Genomic DNA, 12,753 nt, shown 5'->3' with positions numbered 1-12,753 from the left:
GGCAGCCACCTATTTTAAGGTTCACCAACTATCGGGACCAATCGAGCGATTTCTTGCACTTTGCGGCGTTCGACGGCGTGCCCAAGCCGTCTCGAAAAGTACCGTCTCCGCTCCAACCTGCGAGCAGGCGACCGAGCATTGGTGTTGGTGAAACGTGGGCGCGCACCGAAGAGTTGTCGCCGAGCCGCCCGTCGATCTCGAACATCTCGATCAGGAACCCGCGCCTCCGGCGCGGTTGCAATGCCGGTCCTGTAAATGTCCGCAACGCCAGGGGGGCGGCTCAGCCATCGTCCCTGGCGACCAGTAGAAAAGGTTCGCGCTCCGGCGTCGTCACCGAAAAGCCCGAAGGGCCCACCGCGCTGAAAAAGCGATGGAACATGTCGATGAAGACACGCACGAAGAGTGGCTTTGCCGAACCGTACATGTCGGCGACGATCAGCGTGGGTGGCGGCAGTTCATCGAGGATTGGTCTTCGAACGATCTCCTCGCCATCGGCGGTGGCGCGACCGATCGGCCGCATGTTGAGGACGGCCATGCCGAAGCCGGATGCGACGGCCGAGCGCACCGTTTCGTAAGAGCGCGTGCGAAAGCGCACCTCCGGTCGTTTCGCCAGCACGTCGAACAGGGTCAGGAGATAGGTCGCCGTGTGCGGCAGGTCGAGCAGCACCAGCGGCCGTGCCGCCAGTTCCGCCAGCCAGATGCCGTCGCGCGCGGCAAGGGGATCGTCTGCATTGAGCACGGCATGCGCCGGTACCTTGCAGATGCGGGTGACGCTGTCGATACCGATTGGACCGATGTCGTAGAGAATGGCCAGATCGATCTGGCCAGCGACAAGCCGTTCCTGCAACTGGACCTGGTCGGCCTCGACAAGGTCGATCTCGACATCGCCGACGCTGTCGAGGTAGCTGCGCAGCATCTCCGGCATGAACAGCGCGCCGAACGGCTCGAAGCAGCCGATGCGCAGGACCTTCGGCACGCGCCCGTTGAGGTCTCCGATCGACCGGTTGAACTCCGTTTCCGCCGCCAGCATGATGCGGGCGGCGGCGACGAAGCGTTGGCCGGCCGGCGTGATGGAGACGCCGCGCGCCGGCCGCCTGTCGAAAATGCGCGCCCCCATCCCGGCCTCGGCCAGAGTGATCGCCGCGAGGATGGAGGATTGCGAGATGTAGAGCGATCTGGAGGCCGCCAGCACGCTGCCAAGGCGGGCGACTTCGCAGACATAGCGCAACTGCCGAATGGTCAGATTCATGGCTCTTTGTTACATTAAATAGCGAATATTCCCCACAACAATACATTTTATGGTGATGAAAAAACCCGCCAGATTGCCTGGGCTGACAAGGCTGCCGGAAGAGCGGCCATGAAGTGAGGGGTTCGAACTGCATGCCGAATGGGCTGTCTCCCATTGCCGACGCCGATGATCTGTGCCGCCTGGCTGCTGCGGAGCTTAGCGCCGCCTACCGCGCTGGATCGCTGTCGCCCGTCGAGGTGACGCTGGCGGCGCTGGATCGCGCCGAAGCGATCAATCCGCTTTTCAACGCTTTCACCATGATCGACCGCAAGGGTGCGATCGAGGCCGCAGGTGCTTCCGAGAAACGATGGCGGGCAGGCGAGCCGCTGTCGGCGGCCGACGGCATACCGACGACGCTGAAGGACATCGTCTGGGTCGAGGGCTGGAGCGTGCGTTACGGCAGCAGGACGACGACTTCCGCCGCCTATGACAAGGATGCCCCCGCCGTTGCCCTGCTGCGCAGAGCCGGCACCGTCTTCATCGGACAGACGACGACGCCCGAATTCGGCTGGAAGGCGATTACCGACAGCGGCCTCTGCGGCATCACGCGCAATCCCTGGAATGCGCAAAAGACGCCCGGCGGTTCCTCCGGCGGAGCGGCGGTGGCCGCCGCCACCGGCGCCGGCGTCTTCCATCTCGGTACCGATGGCGGCGGCTCGATCCGCATTCCGGCCTCGTTCACCGGCATCGCCGGATTGAAGCCGACCTTCGGCCGCGTGCCCGCCTATCCGTCCAGCGCGTTCGGAACCGTCGCCCATATCGGACCGATGGCGCGGACAGCACTCGATCTTTCCGTCATGGCCGGCGCCATGTCCGGCCGCGATATCAGCGACTGGCAGCAAGGCGTGGGAACGCTGGCACCGCTTGGCCGGATCGAAGAAGTTTTGCGGGGCGCCCGGATCGGCTACTGGTCGAAGCCGCCTTCAGGAGCGCTGGATTCCGGGATCGCCGCCGTCGTCTCCCACGCCTTGACGTGTTTCGACGCCTTCGGCGCGACGGTCGAGCCGATTGATCTTCCCGGTGGCGATCTCCTCGATCTGTTCCAGCATCACTGGTTCACCGGCGCCGCGGCGCGGCTGGCGCTGGTTCCGCCGAGCGAACGGGCGGGCATCGATCCGGGCTTCCTGGAGATCGCACAGGCTGGGGCGGCGTTCGACGTCCATACGCTCGTCGCCGCACAGTTGGAGCGCGCCGAATTCGGCGCCGCCATGGACCGGCTGCTGGACGACTATGATTTCATCGTTTCGCCGGGGACATCGATTCCAGCCTTCGACGTTGGCCTTGAAGTGCCTCTGGGCAGCGGCCTCTCGCGATGGATCGAATGGGCGGCGTTCAGCTACCCGATCAATCTCAGCCAGCAACCGGCCTGCGTCATCCCTTGCGGCATGACCGAGGTGGGCCTGCCCGTCGGCTTCCAGATCATCGGCGCGCGCGGCGACGATGCCCGCGTGCTTTCGGCGGCAGCCGACCTGGAAGCCGCTTTCGTGCCCATGACCCACGCGTTTCGCCAGAAAGATCTGGTGTGAAAGATTTCGCATGAAGAAAAGACTCTAACCAACGCCAAAAAGGGGAACTTTGCCATGATGAACAGACGTGCAATGCTGCAGGGCGCGGTCGGCGCGGGTGCGGCCGGTGCCGCGCTTCTTGCCGATATGAACACTGCGGCGATCGCCCAGGACACCAAGCCCATTCCGGTCGGCTCGGCCCTGCCGATGTCCGGCATCGCCGCCGCCGACGGCATCGAGTTCAAGAACGGTCTCGAACTTGCCGCCGAGGAGATCAATGCGGCGGGCGGCATTCTCGGCCGGCCTGTCGAGATCCACATCGAAGACACCAAGGAAATGGGCGCCGACCTCGTCAGCCAGTCGATGCAGCGCCTGATCGACCGTTTCGAGGCGCCGGTCATCATCAATGGCTACAATCTCGGCACCAACATGATCGAGATGGACGTCGCCGCCGACAACGACGTCATCATGATGCACTACAACACGCTGATTTCGCACAATGAGAAGTTCAAGACCGACCCTGCCCGCTATTACAGCTCCTTCCAGGGCGATCCGCCGGAGTTCTGGTATGGACCGGGCTGCCTGAACTTCCTCAAGACGCTTGCCGCGGACGGCAAATGGAAGGCGCCCAACAAGAAGATCGCCATCATCCCGTCTGCCAACGAATATTCGATCGTCATCGCCAACGCGATCCGCGACAAGGCCGCCGAATACGGCTTCGAGGTTAGTCTGTTCGAGACCGTTCCGTTCCCGACCAACCAATGGGGACCGACGCTGGCGAAACTCCGCCAGGACCCGCCGGCGGCGATCCTGGTCACGCACTTCCTGCCGCAGGACCTGGCGCAGTTCATGGTCCAGTTCCTCGCCGAGCCGATCAACAGCCTGATCTACATGCAGTACGGACCATCGCTGCCGGCTTTCCGCGAGATCGGCGGCGAGGCGGTCAACGGCGTCGTCTATTCGACGGTGATCGGCTGCCTGCCGGACGACTTCTCCAAGCCGTTCCGCGAGAGCTACCGGGCCAAATTCGGTCCGAACTCGGCCTACATCACAGGATCGCAGACCTATGACGGCCTGTGGATGTGGGCGCTTGCCGCGGCAATCGCCGGTGGTCCAGGCGAACCGATGGACAAGGCGCAGACCACCAAGGTGGCCAATGCGATGAAGCGCCTGGTCTATCGCGGGGTCAACGGCACCTACCGGGCCGATCCGGCCGGCCAATCGGCCTTCTGCTATCCGACGCAGGTAGCCGATCCGTCGCTTGGCATGCCGCACCAGTTCCTGCAGCATCAGGATTACAAAACCGATCCGAAGCTGATCGCGCCGGTGCTCTATGCCACGAACAGCTTCATCCTGCCGCCATGGATCAAGTGACCGGACGCGGAAATGAAACCAACGACACCGGCCGGGCCGTTTGCCCGACCGGCTCCATTGGGTGAGAAATATGACTGAGGCCGCCGGTCCGATGCTGGTTTGTGACAGTGTGGTCAAACGGTTCGGCTCGCTGGCCGCCGTCGACGGCGTGTCGATGGTGGTCAATGCGGGCGAGATCGTTGGCATTGGTGGGCCAAACGGCGCCGGCAAGACAACTTTCTTCGACGTGGTGACCGGGATCACGCCGGCCAGTGGCGGCCGGGTGCATTTCGGCGACACCGACATTTCGGCGCTTCCGGCCGACCGCATCTGCCAACTCGGCATCGCCCGCACCTTCCAGCTCAATGCCGCCTTCGACAGCTTGACCGTTCGCGAAAACATCGAGATCGCCGCCTATTTCGGCCGGCAGCGGCGAAGGCTGGCCGGCTTCCGCCTCGGCGAGGATGTCCGGCAGGCAACGATCGAAGCGCTGGACTTCGTCGGGCTTGCGGCCAAGGCCGACGAGACCGTGGCGCGGCTGCCGGTGCTCGACCGCAAGCTGCTGATGATTGCCGGCGCCATCGCCACCCGGCCGAAAATGCTCTTCCTCGACGAGCCGGTGGGCGGGCTCAACATCGCCGAGATCGACCAGATCATGGCGATGGTGCTGAAACTGCGCGACCAGGGACTGACCATCGTCCTGATCGAGCACGTCATGCGCTTTCTCCTGGCGCTCTCCAGCCGCGTGATCATCATGCACCATGGCAAGGTGATATTCGAAGGCCGGCCGGACAAGGTCGCCGAGGACCAGACCGTTGTAGAAACCTATCTCGGCCAGGGCACGCAGAAACGGCTGAAGAAATTCTTCGATGAGCAAGCTGCCGCGACGAATCCGGCGGTGGGGGGAACGCCATGACGGGCGCAGCCGCAAAACCACCTGTCCTGCAACTCGACGGCATCGTCTGCGGCTATGACGGACTCGACGTGCTCAAGGGCATTTCGCTGACCGTTCATGCCGGTGAATTCGTCACCGTCGTCGGCCCGAACGGCCATGGCAAGTCGACATTGCTCAAGACCATTTCCGGCCTGGTGCCGCTGCGCGGCGGTCAGATCAGCATCGACGGCCGGCGCCTGTCCGGCAAGCCGCATGAGACGGCGATGTTGGGCGTCGCCCACGTGCCGCAGGGCGATATGCTGTTCGCGCAGATGAGCGTGCTCGAAAACCTTTTGATGGGCGGCTATCTCGCGCCGGACAAGGCCGAGATCGCGCGTCGGCTGGACGAGGTCTACGCGCTTCTGCCGAAGCTTGCCGACCGTCGCAACCAGATCGCCTCGAGCCTGTCGGGCGGCGAACGGCGCATGGTCGGCATAGGCCGCGGCCTGATGATGGGCGGGCGCATCCTTTTGATCGACGAGCCGTCGCTTGGCCTCGCGCCACTGATCATCGATCAGGTCTACGACGTCATTTCGCAACTGAGCAAGGCTGGGCGCACGATCCTGCTGGTGGAGGAGAACCCGGCCCGGGTCGAGGACCTCGCCGACCGCCTGCATCTGCTCGACGACGGCGCCATCGTCTGGTCAGGCAAGCCCGCCGAACTGATGGCGCGCGACGAACTCCTCGCAACCTATCTCGGAGGCTGACGCCATGACCGACGTTCTCATGGCCATTCTCGTCGCCGGCTTCACCTCGGGCGCGCTCTATGCGCTGGCGACGGTCGGGCTGTCGCTGGTCTGGGGTTCGATGGGCATGCTCAACATGGCCCATGCGGCGATGCTGACGCTTGGCGGCTACGTCGCCTTCACGGTGATCACCTCGCTCGGCCTGCCGGTCGCGATCGGTTTCGCCGGTGCCATCGTCGCCGGTGCTTTGGCCGGCGCCATCCTCTATTTCGCGATCGTTCGCAATCTCCTGCAGAACGACAAATCGACATTCGAAGCCAACGTCATGATCGCCACGGTCGGCATCGGCATCGCCCTCGAGAATGCCATCCTCCTGACCTATGGCGGGCAGCCGCTGAAGCAGCCGGTCTCGATCGCCGGTGCCTTACGCCTGGGGCCGCTGACGCTGCCCTGGCAGAACCTTCTGATCATCGCGGTGGTGGTCGTGATGATGGTGGTCGTCTCGGCGGCGCTCGGCCGCACGCGGATGGGCCGTGCGATCCGGGCGACGGCGCAGAACCGCGACGCGGCGCAACTCATGGGCGTCGCCGTCAACCGCGTCTACCTGCAGGTGCTGATGCTGTCGGGCGCGCTCGCCGGCATCTGCGGCGTCATGGTCTCGTCGATGACGCAATTGTCGCCGCCACTCGGCAACGACCCGATGCTGAAGGCCTTCATCATGTGCGTGGTCGCCGGTCTCGGCAATCTGCCGGGCGCCATCGCAGCAGCACTTGGGCTGGCGTTGCTCGAATCCTTCGTCCAGTACGCCTTGGGCGCCAGGTGGGGCTTTCCATCGCTGCTGTTCGTCGTCATTGGCGTGCTGATCTGGCGGCCGTCCGGCCTTTTCGGCCACGCCGAAATCCGGCGCATGTGAGGGCATCATGACAGAGACACGTCCCATGTCCCGTTCCTCCATGTCCCGCTCGGCCAGGACTGATCTTGCCATCAGCTTGATGCTGATCGCGGCTGCGATCGCGCTGCCGTTCCTGGTCGACAGCCGCTACATCCTTGGCCAGATCGTGCTGGCGCTGTTCTATGCGACGATCGCCTCGCAGTGGAACCTCCTGTTCGGCTTCTCGGGCATCTTCTCGCTGGCGCAAATGGCGATCTTTGCCTTCGGCGGCTATGCGACGGCGATGCTCTGCTTCTATTTCGGCTGGAACGTCTGGGCAGCACTTGTGCCTGGCGCGCTGGGCGCCGTGCTGTTCTCGCTGGTCGTCGGCCTCGCCTGCCTTCGCCTGACCGGCGTCTATGTGGCGCTGCTGACGCTGGCGATCGCCCAGACGATGTATCTGCTGATCGTCACCGATACCGAATGTTTCGTCATGGTCGGCTCCGTCTGCCGCCAGTTCACCGGCGGCGCCGTCGGCTTTGCCCGCTTCGGCGACCTCGGCACCAGGGCCTTGCTCCGGGCGCAGTGGCTGGTCGGCAATTACGCCATCATCGCGGTGCTGTTCGCGCTCACCATGGTCTTCACCTACGCGATCGTCAAAAGCCCGATCGGCCTTGCCTTCCGGGCGCTGAAGGACAATCCGGGCTATGCGGTGGCCCGCGGCGTCAACCGCTTCCAGGCGCAGCTTCTGGTGTTCGGCATCTCCGCCTTCTTCACCGGGCTGGCCGGCGGTTTCTATGCCGCGCATTTCCAGGCGATCGGCCCCGGTGTGCTGTCGATGTCGCAACTTATGTTCATCATCGCCATCGTCGTGGTCGGCGGCGTCGGCACGTTCTGGGGACCGCTGGTCGGGACGGTGGTGCTGGTGCTGGCTGACGAATTGATGCGAGAGAGCGGCGAGTTCCGCACGCTCGGGCTCGGCCTGATCATCGCCCTGTCGGTGGTGCTGATGCCCAAGGGGCTGGTCGGCCGTTTTGGCGATGTCATCGACTGGCTCGGGCGCCGTCGCGCCAGCCCCGACAGCAAGCCAGCAGCAAGCAGCATTGTGCAAAGCCCGACCCCGGCCGGAAAGTGAGAGACTGACGATGTTCGATACGATCATAGTGGGCGCCGGCTCGGCCGGCTGCGTGCTGGCAAACCGGCTCAGCGCCGATCCTGCCCGCAAGGTGCTGCTGCTGGAGGCCGGGCGCGAGGCGCCGCTCGCCTCGGACGTGCCGTCGGACTGGCCGACCATGTTCAACACGGAAGTCGATTGGGGCTACTACACCGAGCCGCAGGCCGGCTGCCGCGGCAGGCGGGTGTTCTGGCCGCGCGGCAAGATGATCGGCGGCTCCGGCGCGCTGAACGCCATGATCTATATTCGCGGCCTGCCGTCCGACTATGATGGCTGGGCGGCGATGGGCTGCCCCGGCTGGGCGTGGGCTGACGTGCTGCCGGTGTTCAAGGCCAGTGAAAGCAATGCCGAACTCGGCAACGACCCGCTGCACGGCGCCGACGGGCCGCTGCATATCGGCAATGTCGGACATGTCGATCCCAACGAGCTTGCCTGGATCGAGGCCTGCAAGGCCGCAGGCTACAAGCAGAACCGCGATTTCAACGGCGTCGAGCAGGAAGGCGTCGGCCTGTTCCAGTTCACCATCAAGAATGGCGAACGCTGGGGCACCGGCAAGGCCTATCTGCGCCCGGCGCGGGAACGACCCAACCTGACCGTGAAAACCGGTGTGCTGGCGACGGGCCTGATCGTCGAGAAGGGCCGGGTCAAGGGCATCCGCTATCTCGTCAATGGCGAACCTGAGACCGCTTTCGCCGACAGCGAGGTGGTGCTGTCCTCGGGCTCGATTGGCAGTTGCCAGCTGATGCTGCTTTCGGGCATCGGGCCGGCCGACGAACTCGCCCAGGTCGGCGTTGCTCCCGTGCACGACCTGCCGGGCGTGGGCAAGGATCTGCAGGACCACATCAACATTCCGATCACCTTCTATACCAAGGACAAGATCGGCGTCGGCGCCTGGACCGACGAGACGCTGCAGCGCGACTTCGCCGAATGGCAGACATCGCGCAGCGGCCCGCGTTCCTCACCCTGGGTGGCGGCGGGCGGCTTCGTCAAGAGCCGGCCCGATATCGAGCCGGACCTGCAGCTTTACGGCGCCATCAGCCCGCATCGAGACTATGTTCGGTTCCTTTCGTCCAGACCCGGCATCACGCTGCACACCACGCTGCAGCGGCCAGACAGCCGCGGCGAGATTCGCCTGCGCTCGGCCAATCCGATCGAATATCCGGCGATCGACCCACGTTACTTCATCAGCGACGAGGATGGCTCGGACATCGCCACGCTGGTCGAAGGCATCCGCATCAGCCGGCGCATCGCGGCGCAGTCGCCGCTTGCCGAAATGCTCGCCGGCGAAATCACGCCGAGCGCCGAATGCGAGAGCGACGCCGAGATCGCCGACTATATACGCGGCCACTGCACGACGCTCTATCACCCGACCAGCACCTGCCGCATGGGTTCAGATGCGATGGCCGTCGTCGATCCGACGTCGATGAAGGTTCATGGGCTGGACGGGCTTTACATCGCCGACGCCTCGGTCTTTCCGAAAATGGTGTCGGGCAACACGAACGCGCCGACGATCATGATCGCCGAACGCGCCGCGTCAATGATCCTGGCCGGCTAGGAGACAAAACATGACGACAGGCTGGAATTTCCACGAACTCTATCTCTGGCACGAGACCGGCAATGCCGCGCAGTTCTTTCAGCCGAGCCTGACCATCGAGCCGGGCGAGCATGCGGAGAATGCCGACACGAAACGCCGATTCCGCAATCTGATGGAGGTTTCGGGCCTGACCGAGAAACTGTCCAAAATCGCCTCCATCGCGGTGAGCGAGGATGACCTCGCCCTGTTTCACGACCGCGACTACATCAGCCGTATCAAGCTGCTTAGTGATGGGCGCGGCGGCGATGCGAGCTATCTCACCCCCTTCGGCCATGGCAGCTACGAGATCGCCTGTCTGGCCGCCGGCGGCACGGCGGCGGTGATGGATGCGGTGTTGAGCGGCGATGTCGACAATGGCTATGCGCTGGTACGACCGCCCGGCCATCATGCCGAGCGCGGGCAAGGCATGGGCTTTTGCCTGTTCGGCAACGTTCCGGTCGCTATCCTGAAGAACCGGGCCAAACATGGCTTCGAGCGGGTCGCCTGCGTCGACTGGGATGTTCATCACGGCAACGGCACCCAGTCCGCCTTCTATTCGGACCCGTCGGTACTGACCATTTCGATCCATCAGGACGGGCTTTATCCACATGACAGCGGTCTTCACAAGGAACGCGGCGAGGGCAAGGGCGAAGGCTACAACATCAATGTACCGCTGCCGGCCGGCTGCGGCCACGGCGTTTACATGTCCGTCTTCGAACGCGTTGTGCTACCGGCGCTCAATCGCTACAAGCCTGATCTCATCGTCGTGCCGTCGGGCTTCGACGCCTCGGCGGCCGATCCGCTGGGGCGCATGATGCTGCATAGCGGCAGCTACCGCGACATGACGCGGATGCTGATGCAGGCAGCGGACGACCTCTGCGGCGGGCGCCTGATGATGTCGCACGAAGGCGGCTATTCCGCCTCCTACGTTCCCTATTGCGGCCTGGCGGTGATGGAGCAGTTGTCCGGCATCAGGACGCATATCGACGACCCGTTCCTGCCTGTCTTCGAAAGCTACGCCGGCCAACCCTTGCAGCCACATCAGGCGGCCGCTGTTTCCAGGGCGGAGGAACTTTTGGACGGCATCGCCTAGAATTCTGATTGCGGTCAGCCAATGAGGCGATCTCAAGACACACCGGCGGCCAATCTCGCAAATGCGGGCATGCGCTGACGGTAGGCTAATGCATGTCGCCCAAAAGTTCCGGTTTGGGACAACGACATGCACGAAAACAAAGACTTAAAGCGCGTCGTTTTTTGCGAGAAACTACGCCGGAGCACTCCAGACTACGCTAACCCCTACTCCCACTCGATTGTTCAAACAGCCTATAACTAATTGAAATTACACTAGAATGTTTCTATTGCCCCATAAGAGACCGACACCAGAGCCGTCAAAAAATTACACCTTGGTCCTAAAGGGAAATCGCCGCAAAGAATTTTTCGAGGGTTCACCAACTATCGGGGACCAATTGGGCGATTTTTGTACCTCAAGACGTTCGACCGCCTGCCCAAGCCGTTTAAAAAAAGTACCGTCACCGCTCCAATAGGGCATTGGCATGGGTCATAATGATCGACAAGCAACCGGTGTCGCACACACCCTGCTGCGGGCGGTGTGGCGCGACCGCGCTGGCATCCACTCGATTATTGCTAAAATTCCGGCTAGCTTGGCGACAGATGGCTCAATTTCTGGTCGGTGAATCACAATCAGACCGCCCGTCAAGAGAATAATGGGCAGCACCTTTGGTCTAAGGCGAGTGCAATGGCGCGCGAATGAGCTCTACAACAATGCGCCGTGCGACGCCCAGCGACCTTGTCCTTTCGTATACCGATCAAGCAATTGGCTATATGGGCAAGATAGGGGAAATCGTTTTTAGCAGTCCGGATTGGAATCAAGAGGGATGACTTCTGCCGATTTTTTTGACATCGTTTTCCTCCTCGATCCATCCCACAATACAACAGGAAGTCTCTGCTCACTCGTCGCGGCGATATTCGCCAACCCACCTAGTTCCGGACTGGCGATCAGAAAGCAGATCTGAACGGCATTCCATAGAAGCGATATAAATTGAAATTGCGGCCATGTGTTTCACACCCGGGATGGTTTCGAAGCCGGGGGGCGCTCACGGTCTCAAGGCGAGAATTTTAAGAGACGTTCAAGAATGACCCAGCACGCAGAAAACGCTCGAATTCTCATGTACAGCCACGACACGTTCGGGCTCGGCCACTTGCAGCGCTGCCGGACTATTGCGCATTCGCTAGTCGAGGATTTCCGTGGGCTTCAGGTGCTTATCATTTCGGGTGCGACTATCGCCGGCGCCTTCGACTACCGCGCCCGTGTCGACTTCGTGAAGATCCCCAGCGTCATCAAGTTGCGCAACGGCGAATACACCTCGTTGGAAAAGGACATCGATCTGCATGAGACGCTAAGGATGCGTCAGTCGATCATCCGCCACACAGCCGAGACCTTCCGGCCGGATATCTTCATCGTCGACAAGGAACCGCTCGGCCTGCGCGGTGAGATTGAGGACACGCTGTCCTACCTCAAGACGCGGGGCACCACGCTGGTGCTTGGCCTGCGCGAGGTGATGGATGCACCGCATCTGCTCGAAGCAGAGTGGGCGCGCAGGGATGTGATGCGCAAGATAGGCCTGTTCTACGACAAGGTCTGGGCCTATGGCCCGCCGGATTTCTACGACCCATTGACCGGTTTGGATGTGCCGCCGGCTGTCAGGGCAAAAATGAGATTCGTCGGTTTCCTGCAACGGAGCCTGCAGCGGAACCAGTTGCCCGGCCACCGGCCAGAGGGCGACTATATCCTGGTTACCACCGGTGGCGGCGGCGACGGGGCCGAATTGATTCACGACGTCATCGACGCTTATCAGCAGGATCCGAAATTGCAGCACAAGGCGCTGATCGTGCTTGGGCCTTACATGCCGGCTCGCAAGCGCAACAAGTTGCTGAAGAAGGGGGCCACGATCCCCTACATCAAGATTATCGAGTTCGACAACCGCATGGAAGACCTGATTGCCGGCGCCAAGGCGGTAGTGGCGATGGGCGGTTACAATACCTATTGCGAGATACTTTCTTTCGACAAGCCGGCGCTCATCGTGCCGCGCATCGAACCCCGCCAGGAACAACTGATCCGCGCGCGGCGCGCGGCCGAACTGGGCCTCATCGAAATGCTTTTGCCGGAGGAAGCCAAGGACTCCCAGCGGTTTGCCGATGCACTGGTGGCGCTGCCGAATCGGCCTCGTCCATCCCAGAGTAATCCACATCTGACCCTGGAAGGGCTCCCTCATATTTCCGAAATCGTCGCGGAACTGCTCGACCGGCAGGCTGGCCCTCACCTTTCGGTTATTGAAGGCATGAACTGAG

General features: G+C 62.6%; 10 protein-coding genes. 9 read left to right on the top strand and 1 reads right to left on the bottom strand.

Translation table 11 applies throughout. The features are described 5' to 3' along the window. Positions 1 to 280: 280 nt before the first annotated feature. Complete coding sequence (locus NP503_RS12455) at positions 281 to 1,249, bottom strand: LysR family transcriptional regulator (protein ID WP_127811219.1); 969 nt, start codon at positions 1,247 to 1,249, stop codon at positions 281 to 283. Positions 1,250 to 1,380: 131 nt separating this feature from the next. Between NP503_RS12455 and NP503_RS12450 the strand changes: the two genes are divergently transcribed. From NP503_RS12450 to NP503_RS12410, 9 genes are all read left to right on the top strand, one after another. Continuing rightward, positions 1,381 to 2,814, top strand: a complete 1,434-nt coding sequence (locus NP503_RS12450) for an amidase (RefSeq protein WP_236383173.1) — start codon at positions 1,381 to 1,383, stop codon at positions 2,812 to 2,814. Positions 2,815 to 2,868: 54 nt separating this feature from the next. Next, entirely contained in the window at positions 2,869 to 4,167 is a 1,299-nt protein-coding gene (locus NP503_RS12445) for an ABC transporter substrate-binding protein (RefSeq protein WP_236383174.1), read from the top strand. 70 nt (positions 4,168 to 4,237) lie between these two features. Further along, the gene (locus NP503_RS12440) at positions 4,238 to 5,062 is read left to right on the top strand and encodes an ABC transporter ATP-binding protein (RefSeq protein ID WP_236383175.1); all 825 of its coding nucleotides are present in this window, start codon (positions 4,238 to 4,240) and stop codon (positions 5,060 to 5,062) included. Beyond that, positions 5,059 to 5,787 carry an ABC transporter ATP-binding protein gene (locus NP503_RS12435; RefSeq protein ID WP_127326892.1) on the top strand — a complete coding sequence of 243 codons (729 nt, stop codon included), beginning with the start codon at positions 5,059 to 5,061 and terminating at the stop codon, positions 5,785 to 5,787. The genes NP503_RS12440 and NP503_RS12435 overlap by 4 nt, the downstream gene beginning before the upstream one ends. Before the next feature lie 4 nt (positions 5,788 to 5,791). Beyond that, complete coding sequence (locus tag NP503_RS12430; protein WP_128308601.1) at positions 5,792 to 6,679, top strand: branched-chain amino acid ABC transporter permease; 888 nt, start codon at positions 5,792 to 5,794, stop codon at positions 6,677 to 6,679. Positions 6,680 to 6,704: 25 nt separating this feature from the next. Further along, positions 6,705 to 7,772 carry a branched-chain amino acid ABC transporter permease gene (locus NP503_RS12425; RefSeq protein WP_236383177.1) on the top strand — a complete coding sequence of 356 codons (1,068 nt, stop codon included), beginning with the start codon at positions 6,705 to 6,707 and terminating at the stop codon, positions 7,770 to 7,772. A 10-nt stretch (positions 7,773 to 7,782) separates the two neighbouring features. Continuing rightward, complete coding sequence (locus tag NP503_RS12420) at positions 7,783 to 9,366, top strand: GMC family oxidoreductase (protein ID WP_236383179.1); 1,584 nt, start codon at positions 7,783 to 7,785, stop codon at positions 9,364 to 9,366. 10 nt (positions 9,367 to 9,376) lie between these two features. Beyond that, on the top strand, positions 9,377 to 10,477 hold the full coding sequence (locus tag NP503_RS12415) for a class II histone deacetylase (protein ID WP_236383180.1): 1,101 nt from the start codon (positions 9,377 to 9,379) through the stop codon (positions 10,475 to 10,477). A gap of 1,060 nt (positions 10,478 to 11,537) precedes the next feature. Continuing rightward, positions 11,538 to 12,752 (top strand): glycosyltransferase family protein, encoded by a 1,215-nt coding sequence (locus NP503_RS12410; RefSeq protein ID WP_127396319.1) that lies wholly within the window; start codon positions 11,538 to 11,540, stop codon positions 12,750 to 12,752. Position 12,753: the final 1 nt, after the last annotated feature.

This window comes from Mesorhizobium sp. SEMIA396 (assembly GCF_024518615.1).
Classification (GTDB): Bacteria; Pseudomonadota; Alphaproteobacteria; order Rhizobiales; family Rhizobiaceae; genus Mesorhizobium.
The sequence above is the reverse complement of the archived record's forward strand: the minus strand, read 5'-3'. Positions and strand labels throughout refer to the sequence as shown.

Bases quoted from the DNA above. Each gene is read 5' to 3' on its own strand.
- NP503_RS12455 (WP_127811219.1), bottom strand. From the start codon at position 1,249: ATGAATCTGACCATTCGGCAGTTGCGCTATGTCTGCGAAGTCGCCCGC.
- NP503_RS12450 (WP_236383173.1), top strand. From the start codon at position 1,381: ATGCCGAATGGGCTGTCTCCCATTGCCGACGCCGATGATCTGTGCCGC.
- NP503_RS12445 (WP_236383174.1), top strand. From the start codon at position 2,869: ATGATGAACAGACGTGCAATGCTGCAGGGCGCGGTCGGCGCGGGTGCG.
- NP503_RS12440 (WP_236383175.1), top strand. From the start codon at position 4,238: ATGACTGAGGCCGCCGGTCCGATGCTGGTTTGTGACAGTGTGGTCAAA.
- NP503_RS12435 (WP_127326892.1), top strand. From the start codon at position 5,059: ATGACGGGCGCAGCCGCAAAACCACCTGTCCTGCAACTCGACGGCATC.
- NP503_RS12430 (WP_128308601.1), top strand. From the start codon at position 5,792: ATGACCGACGTTCTCATGGCCATTCTCGTCGCCGGCTTCACCTCGGGC.
- NP503_RS12425 (WP_236383177.1), top strand. From the start codon at position 6,705: ATGTCCCGTTCCTCCATGTCCCGCTCGGCCAGGACTGATCTTGCCATC.
- NP503_RS12420 (WP_236383179.1), top strand. From the start codon at position 7,783: ATGTTCGATACGATCATAGTGGGCGCCGGCTCGGCCGGCTGCGTGCTG.
- NP503_RS12415 (WP_236383180.1), top strand. From the start codon at position 9,377: ATGACGACAGGCTGGAATTTCCACGAACTCTATCTCTGGCACGAGACC.
- NP503_RS12410 (WP_127396319.1), top strand. From the start codon at position 11,538: ATGACCCAGCACGCAGAAAACGCTCGAATTCTCATGTACAGCCACGAC.